The sequence below is a fragment of the Haloplanus aerogenes genome (genome assembly GCF_003856835.1).
GTDB classification, from domain to species: domain Archaea; phylum Halobacteriota; class Halobacteria; order Halobacteriales; family Haloferacaceae; genus Haloplanus; species Haloplanus aerogenes.
This window is the reverse complement of sequence record NZ_CP034145.1, coordinates 2763935-2789648: the sequence shown is the minus strand read 5'-3', so window position 1 is coordinate 2789648 and position 25714 is coordinate 2763935. Positions and strand designations below refer to the sequence as shown.

The following is a 25714-nucleotide window of genomic DNA, read 5'->3' as shown; positions in this document are numbered from 1 at the left end:
CCCCTACTCCCGAATCAGTTCGGCCGACGGTCTCAGAAGGCGCCGTAGTTGTCGGAGCTGTCGATGCCGTCGACACGAACCAGCCCGTAGTCGCAGTCGGTACACGTCCACTTCGTCTTCTCGCCCAGGTGGAGCGTCGTGCTCGCAGTCCGCCAGAAGGTGTCGTTCGAGCACTCCGGGCAGTCGTGTTCCATCTCGAGGCTCATAGCTGTCTTTCGGCCGCCGGTCCAATTGAAGATACTGGTTCCCGAAAACGGCGCATAAATCGCATGTCGCGATATGAATTATCCCGCGACAGTCGAGACTGCAGTGCAGATGGATCACCGTCTAGCGGGAGTTCGGAGCATCTCTCGGAGTCGATCACGCCCGTCCGTCGCCTGACAGGCCGAGCGCGGCCGATCTGAACGCCGATTCGTCACCACTGCGAGCGCTTGCTCATCGGCTGTTCGCACCGCGCGTTAGTCACAACCGGGCTAGGACAATCCATTCGTTGCGTCGGTCGGTTTTCGAAGCGTGATCACGACCACCGACCCGCGTGGCTCGTTTTCCTCGAACCACAGACTTCCGTTGGAGCGTCGGATGATCCACGAGACGAGCCAGAGTCCTAATCCAGTCCCGTGATAGAGTTGCTCGACCTCGTGTTTACCCAGCACGACCCGGCGATCCATCTCCGGAATACCGGGACCGGTATCCGCGATCCGAATCTGGACGGTCTCAACGTCGTTCGTGACCTGAATCGCTACGTCGGGGACTTCCCGATCGGTGTGCGTGATCGCGTTGCTCACCAACTCTTCGATGGCCTGTCCGAGGCCATCAGTTGCCGACACGGTCGCCTCTTCCGGAAGGTCGAGATCGATGCGTGCGTCCGGATAGTTTTTCGAGATCATCTCGACGGTCCGTTGGACTGTGGACACCGCATCGACCGACTCGCGATGTGGCTCCGACGAGAGAACCTCGGTGATCTTCCGCTGTTTGTCAGTGAGGTTCAGGAGGTGGTCACTGTGTTCGACGATCTGTTTTCCATAGTTCGACACTGGGTCTTCGGCCTCCTGTCGAACTATCTCGGCGAACCCCCGGATGACGTTCATGTCGTTGTGCAGATTGTGCCGGAGCACGCGATCCATGACCCGCAACTGCTGGAGGCGATCCTTGTGATCGGTGATGTCCGTCTGGATGGCGACGAACCCCTCGATTCGGCTGTTTTCGTCCATGATCGGCGCGATCGTCTGAGCGGCGTGATACTGCCCGCCGTCCTTTCGCTCGTTGACGATCTCCTCGTCCCAGATGTCGCCCGATTTGATCGTCGCCCAGAGCTCCGCATAGTGGGTCTCCGGAAGCTCTCCCGAACTCAAGAGCTGCGGCGTGTTCCCAATCACCTCCTCTCGCGCATAGCCCGTGATCTCTTCGAAGGCCGGGTTGACGTACTCGATTACTCCATCGGGATCCGTGATGTAGATGGCGTGGCCGGAGGCTTCGATTGCCCGTTGTGTCCGCCGAAGCTGACGCTCGTGTTCCCTGAGGTCGGTGACCTCGCGTGCGACGCCTACCGTCCCCGATACGCCGTCTTCAGCACCGGTGATGGGTGTGATATTGACCTCGTACTGCCGTTGCCCTTCCGGTGTCGAAACGGACACTTCGAGCGTCTCGTGACTCCCGGCGCCTTCACTCAGTTCCTCAACGCGTACGAGGCTTGCCTCGACGTCGTCCCGGTCCAGTAACGTCGTGACCTTCTCCCCCGTGATCTCAGATTTCGCGAGACCAACCGCCGCTGTGAACGCTTCGTTCACCAGCGTAACTTGGCCATCGTCGTCGAGTACGTAGATCGGGTCGGCCGCCGTCTCGACGATTGTCTCGTACTGTTCGAGCTCGCGTTCTCGCTCTTTTCGCTCGGTGATATCGACGTTAACGCCCAACATTCGTTCCGGGGCCCCGGCCCCATCGGAGACGACTTTTCCTCGTGCCTCGACCCAGCGTTCGACACCGTCGTCCCGGACGATTCGAAACGACGTGTGGAACGGCTCGTCCTGTTCGATGGACTGTTCGATGGCCGCTTCGACGTCGGGGAGGTCCTCGGGGTGGAGGCGGTCGGCAAATGCTTCGTAGGTCCCCTCGAACGTGTCCGGGTTGATTCCGAACAGCGCCTCCATCGCCTCGTTCCATATCACCTCGTCGGTTTCCAGGTTCCACTCCCAGACACCGGCCTGGGAGACTTTGAGTGCGAGCGAGCGACTCTGCTCGGTCCTACGGAGCTTTCGTTCGACATCTACCTGCTCGGTGACGTCGCGCGTGTTGACGACGTATCTCCCCTGGGCCATGTCCGGTCGCTTGGTCGTTCGAGATTCCGTCCACCGCCACGACCCGTCCGCGTGTCTCGTTCGATACCGCTTGGTAAACGTCTCCCCGTCCTCCCTGGAAAGTTCTGCAAAGCCCGCGACGAGGTCGTCGCGGTCCTCCGGATGGATTATGTCGAACGCGTTCTCACCGACCAGTTCGTCGGGGTCGTATCCGAGAATGCGCTCGACGGAGGGACTCACGTACTCGACGACCCCCCCACTGCCGAGGACGGTGATGATGTCCGAGGACCCCTCGACGAACGCCTGGAACCGTTCCTCTTGGCGTTTGCGATCCGTGATGTCCTGCGCGACGACGATTACGTGAGCCACGTCGCCGTCCTCGAACACGGGCTGATGCCACGCCTGAAGATACCGGTCTCCGATGCGCGTTTCCGTCCAGAATTCCTCGCCGTCGAGTGCCCGCTCGACGTTGTCGAGAATCTCCGGCACGTCGCCGAACGCGTCCTCCACTGACTTTCCTACCAGTTCTCCGGGTTCGAGGCCGATCTGTTCGAGCTGTTTCCCTTTGCTGAGCGTGATCGTCCCGTCGCTGTCGACGGCGGAGAGGATGAGTGGGGCATTCGAGACGACGGTTTCGAGGCGCTCTCGCTCGAGTTCGAGCCGACGCTCGGATTCGACGAGGTCCGTGACGTCACGGGCGCTGTAGAGTCTCGACCCGTCTTGAATCGAGACCGAGGTCACCGTGACCAGCAAAATGTGTTCTTCCCCTTCGGAGTCGGTGACTTGCCAATCGATATTTTCGGCCGTCTCCCCGTCGGCAACCCCATCTGGTGCGGGATCTTCCCCAAGCAATGCCTCTACTGTTCCCATCTCTCGAACCTCGTCGGCCGTGTACCCGAAGATGAAGTGGACGTTCGGGCAGATGTACGTGAACCGGCCCGCGTCGTCGGTGATGAACACCGTATCCATGATGTTGCTCAGCGTGGCCCGGTGGAGTTCATCGGACTCCCGTAGTTCACGTTCGAGTCGCTTGCGCTCGGTGACGTCCTCGATGGAACTCACGAGATAGTCGATCTCACCGTTCTCGTCGAGGATCGGTCCCATATTGATCGAGAGCCACGCTCGGTCCCCGTCGAGACGCTCGATCCCATGTTCGTAGCCGTAGACCGGTTCGCCCGACCTCATGACCCGAGAGAAGGGGAGATCGTCGCTCGGGATCGGGTCGCCGTTCTCGTCGATGATCCGCCACTCCGGGGAATCGTACGATCGCTCGGAGAGCTCCGATCTCCTCAGTCCGAGTACGTCCTCGGCGCGCTGGTTCGCTCGCACGATATTGCCGTCGGCGTCGAGGACGACCTTGGCTATCGGACTCGTGTCGAAGATTTGCTCGACCAACTGACGTTCACTCGCCAACTCTTCGGAGTACCGTCGTGTCTCCAGCAACGACTCGACGCGTGTGCGAATCGCCATTTTCGGGGCCGGGATCGGCTGGATGGCGTCGATTTGCTCACCTAACCGACCGCCGTACCGTTTCCATGGATTCGTTCTGCTCGACTCGGACAGGAGAAGTACCGGCGCGTAGGTCGGCTGTTGGTCGTGCTTCCAGTCGGTGAGCGCTGTCGCTATCCGAGTCAACCCTCGATCATCGACGATGCAGAGATCGGTCCCTCCCGGGACGGTATCGGTGATATCGACGACGTCGTGATCCGCGAGGAGGTCGGCAAGCAGGCGTCGATTACGGTCGCGACTCACCCGAAGGGCTATTCGCGTCGCACCACGTCCGATAACCTCGTTCATTGGGATCTCTGCTCCGGCCGGGCTACCGATCCTCGGTGGTCGGTTCCGGGGTTCCGGTGAGGATCCCACGGTAGCCGCTCAGTCGCTCGCCGACATGGAGTCCACCGGTGTCGATCCACAGCTCGCGTAACGACTGTTCGAACCCGCCGAAGCGCTTTTTCAGCACGCCGATTGCCTTCTCGATGTCGCCGTCGACTTCTAGATACTGCAGGAAGATGAGGTTGTCTGCCAGATAGCTGGTCTGGTAGTTCGTCGATCTGAACTCGCCCGTGATGTCCCGGTCGTTGAGCGTGTTGAACAGCGAGGAGATGTTGCGACGGAACTGGAAGTCGTCGGGGAGCAGCGAGCGGAGTTCCGAGAGCGGGTCGACGACGAGACGATCAACGTCGTAGTTCTCGATTGCCGAGGCGATTTGTTTGAGCAACTTTTCACCTTCGACCTCCTCGCTGGAGAAGAGGGTGTACGCCTCTTCGGAGAAGAAGTGGTCTCCCTTCGCGCTTAGATCCAATATCGAGACATCAGACAGATCGATCCCGAGGTGTTCTGCGTTCCGTCGCAGTTCTCGTTCGCGCTCTTCGAAGCCGATATACAGCGCGTCACCATCGGCGGCCGCGAGAAATTGGAGGGCCAAGATAGTCTTTCCCGTCCTCGGTCCACCAGTGACGATCGCTGTGTGGCCCGAGAGGAGTCCCCCGTGTAGCACGTCGTCGAGTCCGGACGTTCCGGATTCGATTTTTTGTGGGGTGGTATCGAAAGACATGCCGAAAAAGTGCACTCGATTTATAATATAGATTCGGGGAGCCTGTCGGAGCGGTCACTGGCGAAGACGATTCGTCACCCCGCTCTCGGGAGCGTTACGGTAAAGGCCGCACCCTCTGGGTCGTTGTCTTCGACCCGAACGTCGCCGCCGTACTGCTTGACCAGCGTGTGGACGAGGTAGAGCCCGATGCCCGTTCCACCGCTATCGAGGCCCATCTCGCCCTTCCCGAATATCGTCTCGCGTTGGGATTCGGGCACTCCCGGCCCGTTGTCCGCGACCGTCACTTCGACCTCGTCCGCTCTCTCGCGGATAGTTACCTCGACGACCGGCCTGTCCTTGTCGTTGTGTTGGACAGCGTTGTTCAGCAGGTTCCGGAACACGGAGGACAGCATCTCGTTCGCTTGCACGCCGACATCCGGAATCGGCTCTTCGACGACGATATCCGCGTCGGGGTACGCCTCTCGACGGAGCATGATCTCGTTCCTGAGCATCGGATCCAATTGCACGGGTTTGACGTCGACCGCGCCGTCACCCGTTAGCGTCTCGACGTAGTCGCGAGCGATTTCCGTGAGTTCGACGACGTGTTTGCCGCCCGTGAGAATCGTTTCGAGACGCTCCTTTCCGTCGTCGTCGACGTGCTCTCCGAGCATTTCGGCCCAGCCGAGGATGACCGTCATGTCGTTGCGGATGTCGTGGCGAACGACCCGATTCAACACTTCCAGTTCCTCGTTGACCCGCTCCAACTCGTCTTCGTATTGCTGTCGTTCGGTCACGTCCCGAACCGACGTCAACACCGCCGGCGCACCCTCGTACTGAATCACGGCGGCACTGACCTCCCCGACTCTTTCGCGTCCATCAGCCGTCTCGAACGTCAGGGTGTACTGCGAGGGTGGGTCGTCGGCGCCCGGGTCCAGCCGTTGCTCGTGGCGCTTCTGGACCAGTTCTCGGCTCTTCGGCGTGATCAGGTCGATGATAGGCATCCCGAGGAGGTCGGATTCTTCGTAGCCGACGATGTCCGACAGTCGGGAGTTGACGAAGACGAACGCTCCGTCTTGGATGATCGCGATCCCATCGTGGCTCTGTTCGACCAGCGTCGCGTATTTCTCGCGCTCCTCGGCGAGTTTCTGCTCGTGTCGGTTGCGCTCGGTGACGTCGACGAACGACGACATCAGCGCAATCGGGTCGCCGTCGTCGTCGGTCACCGTACTCGCGGAACAGTAGGTGTCGAACGTGGTTCCGTCCTCGCGAACCCCTTGGAGTCCACCCTCCCAACGGCCCGTCTCTCGAATCGCGTCGACGACGTTCGCCGCCGCCTCGGGCTCCGTCCAGAAGTCGGTGACTGACTGGCTCAGGAGATCCTCGCAGTCCTCGTATCCCCACATCTCACAGAAGGCGGCGTTGACCGACCGCAATTCGCCATCGAGGCCCGCGATAGCGAGGGCGCTGAGGGCGGATTCGAACACGTACTCGTAGGTCTGGAGTTGCTCTTCGCGCTCCTTGCGGTCGGTGATGTCCTGAAACACCCCCCGAATGACCTCCGTCGCGCCGTGTTCGTCCGTGCTGACTTCTCCCCACGTCCGAACGTTTCGGACGTCTCCGTCCGGCCGGACGATACGCAGTTCGCGATTGAACCCCTCGCACTCCTCGATTGCGCGGGTGACGGTGGCTTCGATTTCGTCACGGTCGTCGGGGTGATAGAAGTCGATCCCCTCCGCTAACGTCGGTTCGTAGTCGTCGTCGACGCCGTGAATGCGACGAATGCCGTCGGACCAGATCAGCTCACCCGACTGTGGATCGTACTCCCAGATGCCGATGGACGCGATCTCCTGCACTCGGCTGAACAGGAATTCTTGCCGTTCGAGTTCCCGCTCGTATTCCGTGCGCTCGGTGATGTCCCGAAACACCCAGAGGCGACCGTAGTTGGTCCCGTCGTCGCCGACGACCGGGGCCGAATACCGGTCGAAGACGCGACCGTCCGTGAGTCGGACTTCGTCACGACTCGTTCTGTCGGGGTGGTCGTAGAGGTCTTCGACCAGCGTCAGGAAATCCTCGGGTTCTGCAAGCTTGTTATCGACGGCCCAGTCCAGCAGCGCTTCGTCCGATTTCGTCTCGATTACTTCATCCGGAACCTCCCACATCTCGACGAACTGGTCGTTGTAGGAGGCGACGGTTCGATCCTCGTCGATGACGAGTAGCCCATCGATAGTGGCCTCCATCTTTGCTTCCAACAACGAAGACTGGAACTCGCGTTGTCTCTGCGACTGCTTTCGAGCCGTTACGTCCGTGATGAAGCCTTCGAGAGCCACGACGTCGCCGTCTTCGAAGACGCCCTGTCCCTGCTCCCTGACCCACTTCTCCGTGCCGTCGGCAGTCCGGATACGATATTCGATGCGGAAGGGGTCGTGGGACGAAAGAGCGTCTTGGACGACTTCCCAGACTCGGTCGCGGTCGTCTTCGTGTATGATGTCCCGACCGTAACTAACGTCGCCGTCGACCAGTGCCGACGGCTCGTATCCGGTCAGTTCGACGCAGTCGTCGCTGAGAAAGCGCATCGGCCAGCCCCGGTCGTTGTGACCGCGATAGACGATGCCCGGAACGTTGTCCAGTAGCGTCTGGAAGCGTCGTTGGCTCTCTTCGAGGCGACGTTCTGCCCGCGTCTGATCGACCACGTTTTCGATGCGATTGGCTAAGACGGAAAACTGGTCCGCGCCGGGCTTCTTTTGGAGGTACTCGGTAACGCCTTTCGAGATGGCGGCGCTGGCGACGTCCTCGTTCCCCTTGCCGGTGAGTAGAATATACGGCAGATCGGGATACTCCTCGCGCACAGCCTCCAGAAATTCGAGGCCGTCCATCCCAGCCATCCGGTAATCGCTGACGATACAATCGACGTCCGCCTCCGAGAGGTACTCAAGCCCCTCAGTAGCACTGCCTACCGCAGTGATGTCGATTCTGGCTTGCCTCTGTTCAAAGAAATCAGCGGCCGTCTCGGCGAAATCGGGTTCATCATCGACGTGAAGGACCGAAATTGGTTCCTCAGCTAGTGGTCTTGAGAGAGATGTGCTACCGTAAGAGCGTCCCATGGCTGTTCTCATACAAGTAGATGTTTATGCCCATAGTATCTTCCCCACTGACCGATCACCACGTCGACTGAACGACACACCGCATACCACTGTTCGCGGGCCTCGTCCTCCACGTACCCTGTCGACCGACGGGCCAGTATCTCGTCGTCGGATCGGGGGCGGACCCGCTAACTGGTCGATGCGGCGTTCCGTTCGGTCTGCCCCTGCTCGGTGTCGAACCGGGCGACCTGCTCGTGGAGCTGGCGACTGGAGTGGCTCAACTCCTGGGCCATCTCCGCGGTCTCGGACATCGCCGTCGACTGCTGTTCGACCCCCGTCGAAATCTGCTGGATCGACCCCGCAATCTGCTGGGACATCGTCGACGTCTCTTTCACGACGTGACTCACCTGGTCGGCTTCGTCCGCCTGCGATTCGACAGCTTCGGCGATCTCTGCAACCCCATTACTGGCGTCAGAGACCGCGTCGTCGATCTCCTCGAAGACCGTGACCAGCTCTTCGACGGCGTTCGCCCCTCCCGTGATCTCCGCCGTCGCGGCGTCGATCTGGTCCGTCACGTCCGCCGTCTGCTCCTGTGTCTCTTCGATGATGTTCTCGATTTCCTCCGTGGCCTCCTGCGATTCCTCCGCGAGCGACTTGATCTCGTTCGCGACGACGCCGAACCCGTCGCTCCCGTTTGCGGACCGAGCCGCCTCGATGTTCGCGTTCAGTGCGAGCAGGTTCGTCTCGTCGGTGATGTCCGAGATCAGATCCGTGATCTCACCGATCTCGTCCATCTGCTGTTCCAGGGTGTCGATGTCGTCCTCGATCTCGTTGGCGGCTTCGACGGCGTTCTGGATCTGCTCGATCGCGTCGGTTGCCTCGTCGACGCCGTCGGTCGCCAGTTCCGCCGCTTGTTCCGACTGCCCGTTGACCTCGTTTGCCGTCGCCGTGATCTCCTCGATCGACGCCGAGAGGTTCGAGATACTCGTATCCGCTTCCTCGACCTGTTCGGCGAGGTTGTCTGCCCCGTCGACGATCTCCCCACTGGACGTCTCGATCTCTTTGATCGAACTGGTCACCTCCTCGCTGGTGCTACTCAGATCCTCACTCGTTTCCGACACCGTATCCGCGATGTCGATGACCTCGTCGATCATCCCCTCCAACTTGATCGCCATATCGTTGAGGCTCTCCGTGACCTCGAGGAGTTCCGTGTCGATGTGTTCTACGTCCCCGAGCGTGGCACGGGCGCCGAGATTCCCGTTCTCGATCGCGTACATCGTCGACTGCAGTTCGTCGACGAGCCTCTCGAGTTCCTGCTGTTTGAGCGCGTCCTCCGTCCGGTCCTGGATCATCTCGACCACCCCGACGAACTCGTCGTCTTCGTCGTAGAGGGGCGCGGCGGTGAACTCGATGTGGCGCTCGTTGCCGTTGGCGTCGGTCATCACGCTCTCGTCGCCGTAGAGTGTGTAGTCGACGTCCGTGATCCGCGGCACGTCGTACTCTTCGTGGGTCCGTTCGGGCGCGTCGACGACCTTGTCGGCGAGCGTTTTCGACCGTCGCCCGTCGGGGTAGAAGGCTGGACCGGTAACGCCGTGTTCCCGGGTGAGTTCTTTCGCTCCCGCTTCGGACTCCTGGGTCAGCTCTTCGAGCGCCCGATTCCATACGACGAGATCGCCGTCCGCGTCGAGAATGAAGATGGGAGTGTTGAGGTGGTTCAGAATCGTGTGGAAGTTCGCGCCGAACCCGAGGCCCGTGTCCGTCTCTGACTCGATCGATACATCCGGCGTCTCGCCGTCGTCTCGATCGGCAGCCGTTTCGACGGTACTCGCCTCCTGGGACACCGTCCCGACGATACTCGACAGTAAATTCATGCCCCGGTAGCTATCTCTCTTTCTCAAAAATTTTCCGGTTACATTCTCAAATTTGATTCTAAAGCACCCCTTCGAACGCTATTTTGACTCAGAATCCTCGCCGGGCCGATGGATTCTTATATCACCCTGCTTTCGCCTCCGTGTTATAGATTCGCGTCCCGTTCCAGACACGCCTGCAAGAACCCAACACCTATATCGGCACGTCCGGTACGAAGGTCGAATGGACCATCGGATCGCGAAATCGAGAACGCGGGACGTGCTGGCCGAGGACCGATAGCATGCCGTGGGGAGTCAACACGGAGTTCACCGAGGAGGAAGGGCCGGAAGTCGAGATCGACGAGGACCAGGAGAAAGTCGACCGAAGCGAGGAGGGGTCCGAAACCACGCTGGAGTTCGATATCGACGAAGCGATTTCGAATCTGGACTGAACGGGACGAACGCTCGTTTTCGGCGCTACCGATTGGGTCGCGACCCTTCCGACGGGCGGGCCAAGCTACTTGCCGTCCGCAACCCAACGTGGAGTATGTCGATCACACTCTACGCGCTCGACGGCTGTCCACACTGTGAGAAGGTTCACGACGCGCTCCAGGACCACGACATCGACTACGAGACCATCTGGGTCGAGGCGCTCCACTCGCAGCGCAACGAGGTGAAACGCGTCAGCGGCCAGCGCGCCGTACCCGTTCTCGTCGACGACGACCACGGCGTCACGATGCCCGAGAGCACCAACATCCTGCAGTACGTCGACCGGACGCTCGCATGAAGATCTACACCGGCCGGGGCGACGAGGGCATGACCGACCTGCGGGACATGTCCCGCGTCTCGAAGACCAGTCCCCGGATCGAGGCCTACGGCACCGTCGACGAGGCCAACGCGCTCATCGGGACCATCCGCCCGACGGGCCACGCCGACGTGGACGAGTATCTCGAACGCGTCCAGAACCACCTCCACGTCGTGCAGGCGGACTTCGCCAACCCCAATCCCGACGAGGACGACCCCGTCGTCCGCGAGGAACACACCGAACAGTTGGAGGAGTGGATCGACGCGGCGGACGAAGAACTGGCGCCCCTGGAGTCGTTCGTCCTCCCGACGGGGTGTGAGGCCGGTGCCGCTCTCCACCACGCTCGGACGGTCGTCCGTCGAGCCGAGCGCCGGGCCGTCGACCTCGCCGGCACCGATCCCGTCAACGCCGAGGCCATCGCCTACCTCAACCGCCTCTCGGACGCCCTCTTTACCTTCGCCCGCCTCGTCAACGAGCGTGAGGGCGTGCACGAGGATCGACCCACGTACTGAGGGATGCACCGCGTCGCCGTCCTCGGCCTCGTGCTGTCGCTGGTGGTCGGTCCGGCAGCCGCGTCCAGCGTGGCGGCCTCGGGTGCCCTCCTCGCTACCGACGACGCGTCCGATCTGCTCCGGAGCGTCCGTATCGTCGACGTGGTGCCCGACAACCGCTCGGCGCTCACCGGCGTCCGCACTATCGAGGCGGGGTCGACGCTACTCGTTCGCGGGACGACCAACCGCCGGCCGGACCGCACCGCCATCGACGTGGACGTGGTCGAGGGGCCCGACGCCGACCGCTTCGGCTTCGCAGTCGTCGAGACGTGGGCGTACGACGGCGTCTGGACGGCCCGGCTGTCGGTCCCCGCCGACGCGACCCCCGGCACCTACACGCTCCGGGCACGCGCCGACGGCGACACCGACTACCAGTCGTTCGAGGTAGTGACGGAGAAACGCGCGACGCTGACGGTGCGGCCCGTGTCGCGGACCGCCGTCGTCGTCGACGCCACGCTTCCCGACGGCGGCTACGTCGAACTCCGCGACGGCGGGACCGTCGTCGGCGTCTCGTCGTATCTCTCGCCGGGCTCTCACACCGGCGTCAGCGTCCCCGTCGATACCGGCACGTCGTCGTTCACTGCCGTCGCCGTCGTCGGCACGCCCGACCGGCGTCTCGGCGCCTACACCGTGGACGGCGAGACTGTCGCCGTGGCGCTCCGTCTGCCGACGCCGACGGTGACAGCTACCCCGACGGCGACGCCCGAACCGACGGCAACCCCGTCGCCGTCGCCAACGCCTCCGACACGCTCGCCGACGCGCCCCTCGCCGACCCGTTCTCCAACCACCGGCGCGTCCGGTCCGGGGTTCGGCGTCGTCGCGACGACACTCTCGCTGGCCGTAGGCTGGGGGTTCGCCCGCCGTCGAATCCGGTGACCCCGCCCACAAGAGCTATATTTGTCGTCCCCGTTTGGTCATATATGAACAAGCACTTCGAGGATGCGCTGTACTACATCGGACGAGCCGGCGAACACGCGAAGGAAGGCGTTATGGAGGAACTCGGTCCCCTCGAGGAGCGCTTCCGCGAACTGACAGGGAAGGAGGAAGAGCCCGAACCGTCGCGACTGGAGAAACTGCAGGACGAACTGAAGGAACTGGAGGCCCGGGCGGAGGGTGAGACGAAAACCGCCATCTCGGACGCGCGAGAGCGCATCCGGCGGTACCGTAGCGGCGAGTCGGCCGAGTGAGCCCGCGGTCGGCACATCGCGGCCTCCGTGACGCGCTATAAGACAACCCTTAAGTCCACCTCGCCAGTACCCTCGTACTGCCGGGTTGGTGGTCTAGTCCGGTTATGACGGCTCCTTCACACGGAGCAGGTCGGCAGTTCGAATCTGCCCCAACCCATTCTCGTGCCACAACGCGACGAGCGAAGCGAGACGCGAACGAAGTGAGTGTCTCGGTGTGGCGAACGGCGGAGCCGTGAGCCAGCGAGGAGTCCGTGCCACGAGAATGGCGACGGCACGATTCCGAACCAGACGAGGCGCGCGCAGCGAACGAAGTGAGCGAGCACGTCTCGGCGAGGTTCGAATCTGCCCCAACCCACTCGTTCTTGGTTAGTTAGACGGAGCAGCGGACGACCGAAGGGAGTCCGCCAGCGTTCGAATCCGCCCCAACCCATTTCTGACGACACCGCAACCGTGAGCGTAGCGAGCGGTCCGTGTCGTCGAACCGACGACGGCGCGATTCGAGCCCAGAGGACGAGCGAAGCGAAGTCCTCGCGGTTCGAATCTGCCCCATCCCATTCGCTTTTCGGCCGCTCACTCCGAGTCGGGCAACTGGATGGGATCGACGCGGAACACGTAGTCCTCGTAGGCGTGTTCGAGACGCGTTGGGGCTTCCTCGGCAGTGTGGGTCTCACAGAGGTTGGCCACGGCCTCGACCGCCCCGTGACCGGTCTCCTCTTGGTATCGTTCGAGGACGCGGAACGCAGCCGGTTCGTTACAGCCACGCCGGTGACACGTCGGCGGGATGTCCTCGGCCGGCGGTTCGGGTTCGTCGCCACGTTCGCGGGCCTCGCGGATATCCCACTCGTGCTGTCGTTGCTCCGCTCGCTGCGCCTGGCGCTCCCGTCCCTCCTTCGTGTCGGGCATGGATCAAAATGTGTGCGAGCGAGTATAACCCTGTGGGCGCTCATTCAACGCCGGAGCAGGCAGGCGTTCCCGCCGCGCTTCGTTCGGCAGGACGAGGAACGATCGAACGACACGAGAGCCGCGTCGGTGTCCGCCGATCCGTCAGACGTCCCGATCCTGCGCTTCAACGAGCGTCGAGTTCTCGATGTAGCCGGTTTCACTGTCGGCCATCCGCAACTGGAGCGTCTGCCCCGGGAGGTCGGGGTCGCCGGGCGAGTCGCCCTCCTGAGGTGCGGACACGGCCGTGACGTCCTCGTACGTGAGCATCCGACGGAGGATCACGTCGTCGTCCCGCTCTACACGCTCCCACTCGTCGAGTTCGAGGTCGTCGGCGTTGAAGTACGACTGCTTGTCCGTCTCCGGGTCGACGTCCGTTCCCGACCGCACGACATCGTTGGCGTCGGTCTCGCTGTATTGGTGGAGGTGAACTAACACGGCTGGCCGTACGCGCCAGAATCCGTTAAACGGCGAGCCTAAGTGGATCGGCAGGCGCACTCGGCCACCTCGGCCAGTGGTGACGGCGTCTCCGGATTTCCTCCGTGGATGTTGATCGGCGGCACCCGTCGCGCAGGCGTCACTGTCCGCTCACACGCCCGCGTCCTCTCGCGCCCACAGATCGTACCCGACGACCACCACCGCCACGCCGACCGGCACCACGACCGGCAGGGCACCGACCGAGTCGGCACCGAAATCGAGCGCGATGCTCGCGGCCACGACGGCGACGGCGACGACGGGGCCGCCGACGAGCGCCGCGCCGAGTCGCTGGCGTCCCGAACGCAAGTAGCCTGCGCCCCACGCCAGCAGGCCGGGGAACAGGAGGAGCAGTGCGAGGAGCGCGAGTCCCACGCCGAGGAGCGCGTTCAGCGCCGCGGTCGGGTCGGCGAGCGCTCGTCCCCCGACCGACGCAAAGAGCATCGTCGACAGCGTGCCGACGGCCGCGCCGATCACGCAGACGACGGCGAACCAGCGTTGCCAGCGGGCCATCCGCGCCCGGTCGCGCCGGAACACCCAGAGCAGCCCCGTCAGAATCAGGAGCGCCGCGGCCACCGCGAGGACGGGGACGACCGTGCGCTCCACCCACAGCGCGCTGAATCGGGGGGGATCGAAGACGTAGGAGTCCGTCGGTCGCGGCCCGTACCAGCGCGTGGGAACGGTCGCGACGATGGCGAGGAGGCCGCCGAGTGCCGTCACGGCGCCGACGACGCGGTCGGATGGTGTCCACACGGTTACGCACCTCCGAAGGCGACGGCGGTGCCGCGGTCGGTCACGCTCACGAGGGCGCCATCGAGGAGCGCCGGTGGTAGCGGCCGTTCCGCGGTGGCGTACCCCCACGTCGCCTCGCCGAAGCGTGCCGTGAACGCGACCAGCTGCGGTGGCGGTCGCTGGTCGCTCGATCCGGACTGGAGGGCGAACGCGTGTCCGCCGGCGGCGGCCGCGACGGCGCCGTCACCGACGTACGAGCACCACCGCGGGTCCGGGGGGCCGTCGCCGCCGCGGTCGAGTGCGAACGTCGCGTCCGGCGCTTCGCCGGGGCGCTCGACGGCGTAGATGGTTTCCGGCGTGACGACCGGCGCGGAGAAGGTCCGCCCCGAGCCACGGTCGACACGCCACCGTTCGCTCCCGTCGTCGAGGCGGAGGCCGACGAGTCCCTCGTACGTCCCGAGGTAGACGGTGCCGTCGGCGACGACGGGGTGGGCTTCGGGCCGGACCGGCGCCGACCAGCGGCGGTCGCCGGTCGCGGCGTCCAGCGCGACCGTCTCCTCGCCGCCCACGACGACCGTGCCGTCCGCCACGGCGGGGAGGGACGTGTTCACGCCGTCGACCGCCCAGCGCCGACTTCCGTCGTCGGTCGCGAGGCCGATCAGGCCATCCGCCGTCGGGACGAACAGCGTGTCCCCACTCACGGTCGGCACGCCCGCCGCGGCGGCGTCCGTGTTCCGCCACGCCGTCGTCCCGTCGTCGGCGTGCAGGGCGACGACGCCCGCGCCGGTCGCCACATACACCCGACCGTCGTCGACGACCGGGGGAACGAGTTCGTTCCCGTAGTGATCCGTCGTCGCCGGCGTGAGGTCGTCCACGTGCCAGCGTTCCGCGCCGTCCCGGAGGGCGAGCGCGAACGCGCCGGCCCCGGTAGTGAGATACACCTGTCCGTCGGCGACGGTCGGCGCACTCGCGTCCGCGCGGGCGTCGTCGACCCGCGGGGCGGGGAGCGTGGTGCGCCAGCGGAGCGACGGATCGGTCGGCGGCCGACGCGACGGGGGGTGGCCCGTGTTGCCGGCGTCGAAGCGGGGTGACGGCCACGCGCCGCCCGGGAGCGTCTCGAATCCCGATCCGGCCTCGCCAGTCCCGACGACGACCGACGGCTCCGGCGCGTCACTGTCCGGACACGACGACGAACAGCCGGCGACGCCGACGGACGCACTGGCCGCGAGCGTCCCGAGAAACGTCCTGCGAGTGATGGAGGGCATCAGTCTCGTGTTGTGATACTTCCTTGAAATGTGTCTCGGTTTTTCGGAGTCGTATCCCGCCCTCGTCCATGAGCAACGACAACGTGTGACAGATACGCTGGCCAGTCCTCACGTCGACGGACACCATCCGGGTGGCGGCCGACACCGTCCCGGTGACCGACGCCGACGGCAACGGCTTGGGCATCCTGACGACGACCGGTCTGGCCGCGGCGCTGTCGGAGACGGACACTCCCGTCAAGCCGTAGCGACGACCCCGCCGTCGGGTAAAGACTTACCTTTCGACGTGTGGATACGTCGGTATGACGATAGATCTCGGCTGGGTCGTCAAGTACCCGATGAACTCGGACGACTGGATCAGGACCATCCTCATCGGCGGAGGATTGACCCTGCTGTCCATCCTCATCGTCCCGGCGTTTCTGGTGTACGGATACGTCCTGCGCGTCCTGCGTGCGGGGATGGACGGCGCGGAGGAACCGCCCGTCTTCGACGACTGGGGAACCCTGTTGAAAGAGGGCGTGATCGCCTTCGTCGTCGTGCTCATCTACCAGTTGATCCCCCTGATCGTCATGGCGGTGACCGTCGGCGGGTCGATCGCGGCGATGGCGTCGGGGACGGAAGCCGGCGCAGGCGTCGGTATCGTCGGTCTGTTCGGGGGGCTGGCCCTCTCGACGTTGCTCGCGCTGATCTTCGGCTACGTCACCCTGATCGGTCTCGCCAACTACGCCCACGAGGGCACGTTCGGCTCCGCCTTCGATTTCGACGTGATCCGGTCCGTCGCGGTCGACGGCGACTACGCGATTCCGTGGCTCTACGGCGTCGGCATCCTGATCGGCGCGGTGGTCGTCGCGAGCATCCTCGGGGTCGTCCCCATCGTCGGCGCGATTGCCGGCGTGTTCGTCACGTTCTACGGGCAGGTTGCGGCTGGCTGGGTCTGGGGCAAGGGCTTCGGCGACGCGACGGGACTCGGTGGGACGGACACCGAGCCCGATCCGGCTATCGCCTGACCCGCTGATCGCCCACAACCACAACCCTGAAACGCGGCGCCGTCGGCGTAGGAGTATGGCCACGGTCGCGGAACGTCTCGACGTCGATCCGGCGCGACTCTGGGCTGGATCGGTTCTCGCCCTCCTCGTCGCCCTGATCGGCGGATCGCTCCTGTTCCCACGCACCGTCTACGACGGGTTCGTCTGGCACTTCTTCTGGGGCCCGGTGCAGGCGGACGCCAACGCCGCCGTCTGCGCCGTCCGGCAAGGCGGTACCACTCGCTATCTCTACGACGCCGCGGCGTGTTCGGCGGCCGCGGAGCCGGTCGCGTATCCCGGCTACACGCTCGTCTCGGAGGTGGGCTACGTCGTCATCCTGCTGGTCGCCCTCTCCGGTCTCGTCTTCCTGCTCCGGCGCCTCGGCATCGGCTCCGACCGCGACCTCTTCTTCTCGCTCCTGCCGTTCGTCTTCTTCGGCGGGGCGCTCCGAGTCGTCGAGGACGTGACCGACGCGGCCGCCGATCCGCTGATCGGCTACCCGCTGAACACGCTCATCATCAGCCCGGTCATCTACTTCACCGTCTTCGCGATCACCCTCCTCGTCCTCCTGGCGAGCGTCTCCCTCGCCCGCCAGGGCGTCATCGACCGCTACACGCGGCCGCTCGCCGCGGGCGGGACGCTGGTCCTCGTCGTCACGCTCCTCTTTCTCCTCTGGAGCGCCATCGCGCCGGACGGCCCCGGCACCTTCTACCCGCAGGTGCTGGTCGTCATCCTCGTCGGCGCGACGGCGTCCGCCGCCGGCACGTGGGTGCTGATCGAACAGTACGCACCGGGGATCAACGCCGGCACCGGTCGTCTCGGCTTCGTCGTCATCTGGGGGCACGCCGTCGACGGCGTCGCCAACGTCGTCGGCCTCGACTGGATGGTCGCGCTCGGCGCCGGCCCGAATCTCGTTCCCAAACACCCGGTCAACCGTGCCATCGTCGAGATTACCGCATCGACGCTCCCCCAGTCAGTCCTCGCTCTGACCGGCGACACCTGGCCATTCCTCGTCGTGAAACTCGTCGCCGCGACGCTCGTCGTCTGGCTGTTCGACGAGCAAATCTTCGAGGAGAGCCCGCAGTACGCCATCCTGCTCATGATCGCCATCCTCGCGGTGGGACTGGGCCCCGGCACCCGCGACATGTTGCGGGCGACGATCGGCGTCTAGCGGTGACGGCTACGGGAAGGGGTGGAACGGTCGATCCAGTCGGGGCTCGTAGCCCAGTTCCAGTGGGACCGTCTCCGCACGCTCGCCGAAGTAGGGCTCGTCGACGAACAGCGGCTGTGCGGTCGGAAGCAGGACGCGCACCGCCTCGAACCCGAGCGCGGCCACGTCCGGCGTCGTGATCCGGGCGGCGTAGGGAGCGAGCCCGGCGTCACGCACCCGGTCGATCAGGGCCTCGAGTTCTGCCTCGCCCGTCGGGACCGGATCGGGGCCGACGCCGGCCGCCGGCACGGTACCGTCGGCATCGATGAACGACGCTGCCGCGTCCGGGAAGTCGGCGTAGTGTCCGATGGCGCCGTCTTCCGCCTTCGACTGCTCCGGCCCCATCGCCCGCAGTTCCATCCAGTTCTGGAGTGCCTCCGCGAGCGCCGACCGCGCCGCCGCCGCCGCGTCGAGGTTCGCCCCGGAGCCGACGGCGAAGCGGGGCCACTCCTCCTCGCGGTGGACGGCGACGGCGACGACCGGGACGTCCACGTCCGCGGTGAGGAGGAGGGGCGTCACGGAGAGTCGTTCGGCGCGGGCGCGGTCCACGAGCGCATCGAATCCCTCGTCGTCGACGGCGAGTTCCAGCGGTTCGTACGTCGAGTACCACGCGAGCATCGTCGCGTCGCGTTCGACCACCTCGTACAGGCCGGACAGCAGGGCGTCGACGCCCGAGTTCCCGAGGCCGAGGCCCGTGGTGATCGCCGGCCGGTGGTGCTCGGCGGGCGGCGGGTAGTGGACGAACTCCGCGGGGAGGGACACGGCGTCGCCGGTCGCCAGTTCCTCGCCCGGCACCCACGAAATCGGGTCGTCGGTCGCGTCGTCCACGCCGACGAACGCCGCTGGCGAGATGGCTCGCCCCCCGGCTACCGTGTCGGCCGACTGCGCGGCCTCGGTGGACGCCGTCTCCCTGTAGACGCCGGCACAGTACCGCTCCAGCCCCTCCCCGAGTGCCTTCATGAACGCACGGTCCCAGTCGTCGTCGACGCCGGCAGTGAAGGGGGCGGCTCGCACGTCGCTGAAGACGGTCGTGTCGGCGGTGGCTGCGAGGTAGTACGGCGCCGGGAACGACTCGCGTTCCCCGACCTGCGTCAGGAGGCCGACCCGGTCGTCGACCGCTCGCTCCGCGCGCCCGACGGCGTCGTCGAGCGTGGCCTCGCGATGGGTGCGTCGGAGCGTTCGGTCGCGTGTCTCGGCACGGGGTACGGGGAGGACCCGTCGCTCGCCGCCGGGCACTTCGATCACCGTTCCAGCCAGTTCCGCGCCGCTCAGGAGGGAGATAGCGCGGTGGCCGGCGATAGCGCCCGCGAGACGGACGGCGCTCCGACCGCCGGTCGGGTCGCCCTCGCTCTCCTCGTCGACTGCCGAGGTGACCCGGTCTCGCAGGTCGCGGTAGTCGACGCCGTCGTCGAAGATCGTCACCGCGGCGTCGAGGTCGAAGGTGTGGCCGCCGAGGCCGCCGATTTCGACGGCGAGCCAGCGGTCTGCCGCGGCGTCCGCCGCCTCGAACGCAGGCGCGCCGGCCGGCGCGATCACGATGCCGAGGGGGTACGACCCGAGGTCATCTGGTGCCGTCGCCGTCGCCGTCGCGTCGATGTCGTCCAGCGCGGCGCGGACCGACTCGGCCGCCGGCCCGCTCCCCGCGATACCGATCTGCATGGCTCGGCCGACGCGCTCCGGCAGGAAAAGTGATCCGCGATCAGACCGACTGGTTGAGCGTCACCGCGGCGAGTTCGCTCGGCGTCGCCTCGTCGAAGCGGTCCTCGTTGAGTTTCAGCCGAAGCCGGGGCCGTCCCACGTCGATGGGCACCTTCTCCGTCTTGATGAGGTCTTCCTCCTCCAGCGTCGTCTTGGTGCGCGAGAACGTCGCCTTGCTCGCGATGCCCACGTCCTCGCCCCACTTGCTGATGTCGTAGAGCAACACGTCGTTGCGGGCGGCGACGAGGAGGGTGAGCGTCACCTCGTCGAACTCGCCAGTGGCCTCGCGGGCGGACTGGAGGGCGTCGAGGGTGGCGTCGAAGTCGACGCGGGTGTCCTGTCCGATCTCCTCACCGAGCGTCTCGCGGACGCGCGAGAGCGGTGGCGTCCGAAGGTCGAACGGGGCCGCCGTCTCCCACTGGGCCTCGTACGTCTCGCGAACCGTCTCGACGAAGTCGTCGTCGTCCGTGCCGAGCGCGGCGACGTGGTCGGGCACGTCGACCAGCGCCCACACCGCTGCGTCCGTGATCAGGAGCGCGTTGGCGGCGCTGTGTCCGCTCCGAATCGAGAGCGTGCCCGACACCACGTGATCGGCGGCGTTGCTCGCCACGACGAAGTCGTCCATCACGTCTTTCAGGAGCGTCTCCTCGGCCAGCACCCGGACCGACGGTGGATTCGAGGCGGCCGCCGTCACGGTCGTCAGCGCTTCGATCGCTTCTCCCGTCGGATCGACCAGCAACAGCGTGTCCGTCGAGTCGAACACCGTCTCCAATATCTCCTCGAAGCTCTCCCCATGTAGATTCTCCCCGGCGACCATGGACTCAATATTGCCACTTCCGTATTTAATTTTAACGACCAGTAATGTCTGCAACAGAGTATTTTCGGAGACCGGAATAGTTTAATTTTCTACTGGTCGTTAAATACCGTAACTGTCGACCGTTCGATCGTTGGCGCCCGATCGCGGTCGTCGCGCTGGCCGTCGGCCGTCCCGTCGACTTGGCGGACAGACAGCTTTATGGCTCGCTTGGCACGCGGGTACACATGGACTACAGTCACGTTCGCGCGACCGATCCCGCGGTGGCGGACGCTATCGTCGACGAGACCGATCGCCAGCGAACCACGCTCTCGATGATCGCGTCGGAGAACCACGCGAGTGCGGCGGTCATCGAGGCACAGGGGAGCGTCTTCACCAACAAGTACGCCGAGGGCTACCCCGGCGAGCGCTACTACGCCGGTTGTCAGTACGCCGATGTCGTCGAGGAACTCGCCATCGAGCGCGCGAAAGAGCTGTGGGGGGCCGAACACGTCAACGTCCAGCCTCACAGCGGATCGCAGGCCAACATGGCCGTCTACTTCGCGATGCTCTCGCCCGGCGACCGGATTCTCTCGCTCGAACTCGAACACGGCGGCCACCTCAGCCACGGCCATCCCGCCAACTTCGCTGGCCAACTGTACGACGTGGAACATTACCGCGTCGACCCCGAGACGGGCTATCTCGACTACGAGCAACTGGCCGCCACCGCCGACGAGTTCGACCCCGACGCCATCGTCTCCGGCTTCTCCGCCTACCCCCGACAGGTCGACTGGGAGCGCATCGACGCCGTCGCCGACGCCGTCGACGCCATTCACGTCGCGGACATCGCCCACATCACCGGCCTCGTCGCCGCGGGCGTCCACCCCTCACCCGTCGGCATCGCCGATTTCGTCACCGGCAGTACGCACAAGACCATCCGCGCCGGTCGTGGCGGGATCGTCATGTGCGGCGAGGAACACGCCGACGCCATCGACAACGCCGTCTTCCCCGGCGTGCAGGGCGGGCCGCTGATGCACAACATTGCGGGCAAAGCGGTGGGGTTCGGGGAAGCCCTCGATCCCTCCTTCACCGACTACGCCGAGCAGGTGGTGGCGAACGCCCGCGCGCTGGGCGACCAGCTCGCCGATCACGGCCTCTCGCTCGTCTCCGGTGGCACCGACACCCACCTCGTCCTCGTGGACCTGCGCGACTCGCACCCGGACCTCTCGGGTGGCGACGCGGAGGACGCCCTCGATTCGACGGGCATCGTCCTCAACGGAAACACCGTCCCTGGCGAGACGCGGTCACCGTTCGACCCGAGCGGCATCCGCGCCGGGACGGCGGCGCTCACCACCCGCGGCTTCGAGGAGGACGCGATCCGCGAGGTTGGTGACCTGATCGCGCAGGTGCTCGACGCGCCCGAGGACGAGGAGACGCTCGCCGCGGTGAGCGAGCGGGTGGACGAACTGTGTGCGGCCCACCCGCTGTACGAGTAGGCGTCCCCTACTTCGGTCCGGTGACGACTTCGAACGGTCGCATCATCTCGTGGTCCTCGTGTTCGAGGATGTGGCAGTGCCAGACGTACCGGCCGGTGTGACTGCCGAAGCGGGTCTTGATCCGCGTGATCGTGCCCGGGTGGACCTGCACCGTGTCCTTGTTCCCGTGTTCGTTCGGTTCCGGCGGCGTCGGGTCGCCGGTGTAGTAGCTCTCTATCGGATCGAGCGTGTCGTCGGTCGGATCCTGTTCGTCGCCGAGGTCGGTGCCGATCTGGTAGACCGGCGGGACGGCGCCGCCGTCGACTTCCACGTTGTCCCCGTCCACCTCGAACAGTCTGGGATTGATGAATCGGGAGTTACAGCCGTTGAGGACGCGGAACCGGTACTTCCGGGGTTCGACCTCGAACCGTGGCCAGACCTTGCCGTTGACGACGGCCGTGTCACCGAAGAACTCGGGGACGATGCTCGGTTCGACGCCCGCGATCTCCTCGTCGGGGTAGAACAGTTCTCCCTCCTCGGTGAACGTCCGGTCCTGCAGGAGGATGGGCACCTCGTAGTCGCCGCTCGGGAGGTTCAGCCGTCGCTCGTAGTCGTCTCGGAGGATGTAGAACCCGGCGAGACCGGCGTAGACGTTCAGGCGCGTGATGCCGAGTGCGTGGTCGTGGTACCAGAGCGTCGCGCCGGGTTGACCGTTTTCGTACTCGTACACCTCTTTGACGAAGTGATCGCCTGTCTCCGCGTAGTCCTTCGTGAACCACGCCTCGGGGAGGCCGTCGCTCGCCGACTCGGCGTGGAGGCCGTGGACGTGCGTGACCGTCCGAACCCCGGGGTTGCCCGCCGCGCCGTGAATGGTGTCGTCGACGGGGAGTAGGTGCGTGGGCGGCAGGTCGTTGATCCACTTGACATTCAGGCGCTCGTTGCGTCGCGCCTCGATGGTTTTGCCGGGGAACTGCCCGTCGTAGCCCCAGATCTGTGTCGCCCCGAGCGTCGGGTGGAACTCGTGGCTCCCCTGTTGCATCGGAATCTCGTGGTAGTCGGCCCCCTGTCGCTTGCCATCCGGCGCTCGAACCGTCGGCACCGGCATCGTCGTCACGTACCTCTCGAGTGTGGGTGATGGCTGTGCTGTTGCGAGTTCCGCTTCGAACGGTAGTGCCGACGCCGCTCCCACGGCGAGGCCGGCTTTCAACATCGTTCGTCGGGAGAGTTTCGAGTCGGTCATCTTTGATTTCTCCGCGAGTCGATCACCGCCGACTCTCGATAGTATCGAACGAATAATTTCTAAGTAATGTGCCGCCTACCGTGTCGGGTCGACGGTACGCGAACGATGGAGACGCGCGATTCCGTGCGGCTTGGGCCGTGATTCGAAGCCCTTCGAGGACTCGGCGGCGTCTGCTCCGTGTCGCTACTAGACTTCGGTCTTCACGACCGTCACCGCCTGATCCGCCAGCCGAACCACGCGGTCGGTGACGCTCCCGAGCAGACTCCGGTACTCCTCGGGGTGGCGCCGGGTGCCGAGGACGATCAGGTCGATGTCGTTCTCGTCGGCGTACTCGACGATCTCCTCGTGGGGGTGGCCGTGTCTGAGTTCCTCGATCACTTCGACGTCGTGGTTCGCTGCCCGTGTTCGCACTTCGGCGAGGGCGTCCTCGCCCACCTCTTCGAGACCGTGTTCCGGTCCCTCGCGCTCGTCGACGTACTCGTCGCCGCTGTACGCGGAGTACACGTCGCTGTCGACGACGAAGATGGCGTGGAGCATGGCGTCGTGGAGCGACGCCAGACCGACGGCGTGGGCCGTCGCGTTCTCGGAGGCAATCGTCCCGTCGGTGGCAAGCAGGATGTCGTCGTACATACCCGCCCGTTCGACACGTTCGGTGAAAAACGCCGGTGGTAGTTCTCGCGGGTCGATACTGCGCCAAACGGAGGCTTGAAGAGTACACGGCAACCCCGTTCGGGCATGACCGACATCATCGACGGCAACGCCGTCGCCGCCGAGGTTCGTGACGGACTGGCAGACGCCATCGACACGTTGGACGACGCCGGCGTCACGCCCACGCTCGCGACGGTCCTCATGAGCGACGACCCCGCGAGCCAGACGTACGTCTCCATGAAACAGCAGGACTGCGAGGAGGTCGGGATCGAAGCCCTCGACGTAGAGATCGACCCCGACGCACCCGCCGAGGAACTGTTCGACACCGTCGCGGATCTGAACGACGACCCGAACGTGAACGGCATCCTCGTCCAGATGCCCGTGCCGGACCACATCGAGGACCGCGACGTGATCCGCGCCATCGACCCTACGAAGGACGTGGACGGCTTCCACCCCGAGAACGTCGGCCGTCTCGTCGCCGGCGACCCCATCTTCAAGCCGTGTACGCCCCACGGCGTCCTCAAACTCCTCGACGCGGCCGACGTGGAGACCGAGGGCGCGGACGTGGCCGTCGTCGGCCGCTCCAACATCGTCGGCAAACCCCTCGCCAACCTCCTGATCCAGAAGGCGGACTACGGCAACGCGACGGTGACGGTCTGTCACTCCCGGACCGACGACCTCGCCGAGAAGACCCGGCGCGCGGACGTTGTGGTCGCCGCCGTCGGCGTCCCCGAACTCGTCGACGGGTCGATGATCTCCGACGGCACCGTCGTCATCGACGTGGGCGTCAACCGGGTCGAACGCGACGGCGAGTCGACGCTCGTCGGCGACGTGGACTTCGAGAGCGCGAAGCCGAAAGCGAGCGCCATCACGCCCGTCCCCGGCGGCGTCGGGCCGATGACGCGTGCGATGCTCCTCTACAACACGGTGAAAGCGGCGAGTCGGCAGGAAGACGTGCCGGTCGACCTCGAATAGTTACCGCAACCGCTCTCGCGCGCTCGCCAGCGTCCACATCGTCGCTGGCGACCGGTCAGCGATCACGCAACCGCTCTCGCGCGCTCGCCAGCGTCCACATCGTCGCTGGCGACCGGTCAGCGATCACGTAATCGTTCTCGCGCGCTCGCCAGCGTCCACATCGTCGCTGGCGACCGGTCAGCGATCACGCAACCGCTCTCGCGCGCTCGCCAGCGACGATTCCTCCCCATCCATCAGATACTCCCCCACTTCGCGGGTCGCGTGCACCAGCGACTCCACCTCAGCCGGCGATACGTCGCCCTGGAGCGCCTGCATCCGCTTGACCCGTTCGCGGATCGTACCGAGCGTCTTGCGGGCCTCCTCGTCGGGATGTTCCTCCAGCCAGTCGATCACGTCCCGGCGGTAGTCGTCGACGGCGTTCGCGTAGCCGAGACCGCGGGCCCGTGACCACGCCGCCGACACCGTCTCCGGCGGCGGACGCTCGCCCTCGTCGGCGCCGCGGAGCAAGGCGAGGAGGTAGCTCTCGTCGGCGTCGGTCGGGTCGCGTTCCCGACCGAACAGGTCGATCACCTGCAGAAGTTCGCTGGCCGCGAGGACGGTGTCGTCGAGCAGTCGGAGGTCGCCGCCGTCGACGAACCCCCGCTGGCGGAGATACTCCCGTAGGTCCGACTTGCAGTCGTCGACGTGGTCCGCGAGCGTGTCGTCGGCCCACGCCGCGCGATAGGGGGACAGATCGAGCGTCGCCGGCGCGTCCGTGTGGAGCGTCCGGTCGTCGACACCGACGCTCCGGAGGCTCTCACAGGCCGGACACGCGACGCTCCCCGTCTCGTAGTACGACCACTGGTGTCCACAGGCCTGACACTCCCGCTGGCCGCGTACTTTCATACCGACCGTTGGCCGAGCGGCGACAAAAGGCCGATGCTCCGAAGGAGTCCGACGACCT

Annotated in this window: 23 protein-coding genes and 1 tRNA gene; 10 read left to right on the top strand and 14 right to left on the bottom strand. The window is 65.1% G+C overall.

Annotated elements, in window-relative coordinates:
- Window positions 1–32: 32 nt before the first annotated feature.
- The 5 genes from DU502_RS18385 to DU502_RS14245 form a co-directional block, all read right to left on the bottom strand.
- Window positions 33–206 carry a DUF7838 family putative zinc beta-ribbon protein gene (locus DU502_RS18385; RefSeq protein WP_166033688.1) on the bottom strand — a complete coding sequence of 58 codons (174 nt, stop codon included), beginning with the start codon at window positions 204–206 and terminating at the stop codon, window positions 33–35.
- A gap of 267 nt (window positions 207–473) precedes the next feature.
- Entirely contained in the window at window positions 474–4091 is a 3618-nt protein-coding gene (locus DU502_RS14260; RefSeq protein ID WP_121920180.1) for a PAS domain S-box protein, read from the bottom strand.
- Window positions 4092–4113: 22 nt separating this feature from the next.
- Entirely contained in the window at window positions 4114–4851 is a 738-nt protein-coding gene (locus DU502_RS14255) for an RAD55 family ATPase (protein WP_121920181.1), read from the bottom strand.
- A gap of 74 nt (window positions 4852–4925) precedes the next feature.
- Window positions 4926–7931, bottom strand: a complete 3006-nt coding sequence (locus tag DU502_RS14250) for a PAS domain S-box protein (protein WP_158601155.1) — start codon at window positions 7929–7931, stop codon at window positions 4926–4928.
- A 167-nt stretch (window positions 7932–8098) separates the two neighbouring features.
- Window positions 8099–9781 (bottom strand): methyl-accepting chemotaxis protein, encoded by a 1683-nt coding sequence (locus DU502_RS14245; RefSeq protein ID WP_121920183.1) that lies wholly within the window; start codon window positions 9779–9781, stop codon window positions 8099–8101.
- 278 nt (window positions 9782–10059) lie between these two features.
- Between DU502_RS14245 and DU502_RS18380 the strand changes: the two genes are divergently transcribed.
- The 6 genes from DU502_RS18380 to DU502_RS14220 all read left to right on the top strand — a co-directional run bounded on the left by DU502_RS18380 (window position 10060) and on the right by DU502_RS14220 (window position 12457).
- Entirely contained in the window at window positions 10060–10209 is a 150-nt protein-coding gene (locus tag DU502_RS18380; RefSeq protein WP_158601156.1) for a hypothetical protein, read from the top strand.
- A gap of 95 nt (window positions 10210–10304) precedes the next feature.
- Complete coding sequence (locus DU502_RS14240; protein WP_121920184.1) at window positions 10305–10544, top strand: glutaredoxin family protein; 240 nt, start codon at window positions 10305–10307, stop codon at window positions 10542–10544.
- The gene (locus DU502_RS14235; RefSeq protein ID WP_121920185.1) at window positions 10541–11074 is read left to right on the top strand and encodes a cob(I)yrinic acid a,c-diamide adenosyltransferase; all 534 of its coding nucleotides are present in this window, start codon (window positions 10541–10543) and stop codon (window positions 11072–11074) included. The genes DU502_RS14240 and DU502_RS14235 overlap by 4 nt, the downstream gene beginning before the upstream one ends.
- A 3-nt stretch (window positions 11075–11077) precedes the next feature.
- Complete coding sequence (locus tag DU502_RS14230) at window positions 11078–11989, top strand: DUF7282 domain-containing protein (RefSeq protein WP_124897088.1); 912 nt, start codon at window positions 11078–11080, stop codon at window positions 11987–11989.
- Window positions 11990–12033: 44 nt separating this feature from the next.
- Window positions 12034–12300, top strand: a complete 267-nt coding sequence (locus DU502_RS14225; RefSeq protein ID WP_121920187.1) for a DUF7553 family protein — start codon at window positions 12034–12036, stop codon at window positions 12298–12300.
- 82 nt (window positions 12301–12382) lie between these two features.
- Window positions 12383–12457, top strand: a tRNA-Val gene (locus tag DU502_RS14220).
- A 413-nt stretch (window positions 12458–12870) separates the two neighbouring features.
- Here the strand turns inward: DU502_RS14220 and DU502_RS14215 are convergent.
- From DU502_RS14215 to DU502_RS14200, 4 genes are all read right to left on the bottom strand, one after another.
- Window positions 12871–13203, bottom strand: a complete 333-nt coding sequence (locus tag DU502_RS14215; protein WP_121920188.1) for a hypothetical protein — start codon at window positions 13201–13203, stop codon at window positions 12871–12873.
- 141 nt (window positions 13204–13344) lie between these two features.
- On the bottom strand, window positions 13345–13677 hold the full coding sequence (locus DU502_RS14210) for a hypothetical protein (protein WP_121920189.1): 333 nt from the start codon (window positions 13675–13677) through the stop codon (window positions 13345–13347).
- A 150-nt stretch (window positions 13678–13827) separates the two neighbouring features.
- Window positions 13828–14466: a hypothetical protein gene (locus DU502_RS14205; protein WP_121920190.1), complete on the bottom strand. Its 639-nt coding sequence runs from the start codon at window positions 14464–14466 to the stop codon at window positions 13828–13830.
- A 2-nt stretch (window positions 14467–14468) separates the two neighbouring features.
- On the bottom strand, window positions 14469–15710 hold the full coding sequence (locus DU502_RS14200; RefSeq protein ID WP_121920191.1) for an outer membrane protein assembly factor BamB family protein: 1242 nt from the start codon (window positions 15708–15710) through the stop codon (window positions 14469–14471).
- A gap of 299 nt (window positions 15711–16009) precedes the next feature.
- Here DU502_RS14200 and DU502_RS14195 point away from each other — a divergent pair, with 299 nt between their 5' ends.
- The gene (locus DU502_RS14195) at window positions 16010–16714 is read left to right on the top strand and encodes a DUF4013 domain-containing protein (protein WP_121920192.1); all 705 of its coding nucleotides are present in this window, start codon (window positions 16010–16012) and stop codon (window positions 16712–16714) included.
- Window positions 16715–16769: 55 nt separating this feature from the next.
- The gene (locus tag DU502_RS14190; RefSeq protein ID WP_121920193.1) at window positions 16770–17903 is read left to right on the top strand and encodes a DUF63 family protein; all 1134 of its coding nucleotides are present in this window, start codon (window positions 16770–16772) and stop codon (window positions 17901–17903) included.
- A 9-nt stretch (window positions 17904–17912) separates the two neighbouring features.
- On the opposite strand, the gene DU502_RS14185 is transcribed toward DU502_RS14190, so the two are convergent.
- Both DU502_RS14185 and tbsP read right to left on the bottom strand, forming a co-directional pair.
- Complete coding sequence (locus DU502_RS14185) at window positions 17913–19601, bottom strand: YcaO-like family protein (RefSeq protein ID WP_121920194.1); 1689 nt, start codon at window positions 19599–19601, stop codon at window positions 17913–17915.
- Window positions 19602–19641: 40 nt separating this feature from the next.
- Complete coding sequence (gene tbsP / locus DU502_RS14180; RefSeq protein WP_121920195.1) at window positions 19642–20457, bottom strand: transcriptional regulator TbsP; 816 nt, start codon at window positions 20455–20457, stop codon at window positions 19642–19644.
- Window positions 20458–20681: 224 nt separating this feature from the next.
- Here tbsP and DU502_RS14175 point away from each other — a divergent pair, with 224 nt between their 5' ends.
- The gene (locus DU502_RS14175) at window positions 20682–21929 is read left to right on the top strand and encodes a serine hydroxymethyltransferase (protein WP_121920196.1); all 1248 of its coding nucleotides are present in this window, start codon (window positions 20682–20684) and stop codon (window positions 21927–21929) included.
- A gap of 7 nt (window positions 21930–21936) precedes the next feature.
- Here DU502_RS14175 and DU502_RS14170 read toward each other — a convergent pair whose 3' ends face one another.
- Together DU502_RS14170 and DU502_RS14165 are read right to left on the bottom strand one after the other, a co-directional pair.
- Window positions 21937–23148: a multicopper oxidase domain-containing protein gene (locus DU502_RS14170; protein ID WP_121920197.1), complete on the bottom strand. Its 1212-nt coding sequence runs from the start codon at window positions 23146–23148 to the stop codon at window positions 21937–21939.
- Between the two features lie 186 nt (window positions 23149–23334).
- Window positions 23335–23778, bottom strand: a complete 444-nt coding sequence (locus tag DU502_RS14165) for a universal stress protein (RefSeq protein WP_121920198.1) — start codon at window positions 23776–23778, stop codon at window positions 23335–23337.
- A gap of 105 nt (window positions 23779–23883) precedes the next feature.
- On the opposite strand from DU502_RS14165, the gene DU502_RS14160 reads away from it, so the two are divergent.
- On the top strand, window positions 23884–24771 hold the full coding sequence (locus tag DU502_RS14160) for a tetrahydrofolate dehydrogenase/cyclohydrolase catalytic domain-containing protein (RefSeq protein ID WP_121920199.1): 888 nt from the start codon (window positions 23884–23886) through the stop codon (window positions 24769–24771).
- A 177-nt stretch (window positions 24772–24948) separates the two neighbouring features.
- Here the strand turns inward: DU502_RS14160 and DU502_RS14155 are convergent, their stop codons facing one another.
- Entirely contained in the window at window positions 24949–25656 is a 708-nt protein-coding gene (locus DU502_RS14155; RefSeq protein ID WP_121920200.1) for a DUF7117 family protein, read from the bottom strand.
- Window positions 25657–25714: the final 58 nt, after the last annotated feature.

Bases quoted from the DNA above. Each gene is read 5' to 3' on its own strand.
- DU502_RS18385 (WP_166033688.1), bottom strand. From the start codon at position 206: ATGAGCCTCGAGATGGAACACGACTGCCCGGAGTGCTCGAACGACACC.
- DU502_RS14260 (WP_121920180.1), bottom strand. From the start codon at position 4,091: ATGAACGAGGTTATCGGACGTGGTGCGACGCGAATAGCCCTTCGGGTG.
- DU502_RS14255 (WP_121920181.1), bottom strand. From the start codon at position 4,851: ATGTCTTTCGATACCACCCCACAAAAAATCGAATCCGGAACGTCCGGA.
- DU502_RS14250 (WP_158601155.1), bottom strand. From the start codon at position 7,931: ATGGGACGCTCTTACGGTAGCACATCTCTCTCAAGACCACTAGCTGAG.
- DU502_RS14245 (WP_121920183.1), bottom strand. From the start codon at position 9,781: ATGAATTTACTGTCGAGTATCGTCGGGACGGTGTCCCAGGAGGCGAGT.
- DU502_RS18380 (WP_158601156.1), top strand. From the start codon at position 10,060: ATGCCGTGGGGAGTCAACACGGAGTTCACCGAGGAGGAAGGGCCGGAA.
- DU502_RS14240 (WP_121920184.1), top strand. From the start codon at position 10,305: ATGTCGATCACACTCTACGCGCTCGACGGCTGTCCACACTGTGAGAAG.
- DU502_RS14235 (WP_121920185.1), top strand. From the start codon at position 10,541: ATGAAGATCTACACCGGCCGGGGCGACGAGGGCATGACCGACCTGCGG.
- DU502_RS14230 (WP_124897088.1), top strand. From the start codon at position 11,078: ATGCACCGCGTCGCCGTCCTCGGCCTCGTGCTGTCGCTGGTGGTCGGT.
- DU502_RS14225 (WP_121920187.1), top strand. From the start codon at position 12,034: ATGAACAAGCACTTCGAGGATGCGCTGTACTACATCGGACGAGCCGGC.
- DU502_RS14215 (WP_121920188.1), bottom strand. From the start codon at position 13,203: ATGCCCGACACGAAGGAGGGACGGGAGCGCCAGGCGCAGCGAGCGGAG.
- DU502_RS14200 (WP_121920191.1), bottom strand. From the start codon at position 15,710: ATGCCCTCCATCACTCGCAGGACGTTTCTCGGGACGCTCGCGGCCAGT.
- DU502_RS14195 (WP_121920192.1), top strand. From the start codon at position 16,010: ATGACGATAGATCTCGGCTGGGTCGTCAAGTACCCGATGAACTCGGAC.
- DU502_RS14190 (WP_121920193.1), top strand. From the start codon at position 16,770: ATGGCCACGGTCGCGGAACGTCTCGACGTCGATCCGGCGCGACTCTGG.
- DU502_RS14185 (WP_121920194.1), bottom strand. From the start codon at position 19,601: ATGCAGATCGGTATCGCGGGGAGCGGGCCGGCGGCCGAGTCGGTCCGC.
- tbsP (WP_121920195.1), bottom strand. From the start codon at position 20,457: ATGGTCGCCGGGGAGAATCTACATGGGGAGAGCTTCGAGGAGATATTG.
- DU502_RS14175 (WP_121920196.1), top strand. From the start codon at position 20,682: ATGGACTACAGTCACGTTCGCGCGACCGATCCCGCGGTGGCGGACGCT.
- DU502_RS14170 (WP_121920197.1), bottom strand. From the start codon at position 23,148: ATGACCGACTCGAAACTCTCCCGACGAACGATGTTGAAAGCCGGCCTC.
- DU502_RS14165 (WP_121920198.1), bottom strand. From the start codon at position 23,778: ATGTACGACGACATCCTGCTTGCCACCGACGGGACGATTGCCTCCGAG.
- DU502_RS14160 (WP_121920199.1), top strand. From the start codon at position 23,884: ATGACCGACATCATCGACGGCAACGCCGTCGCCGCCGAGGTTCGTGAC.
- DU502_RS14155 (WP_121920200.1), bottom strand. From the start codon at position 25,656: ATGAAAGTACGCGGCCAGCGGGAGTGTCAGGCCTGTGGACACCAGTGG.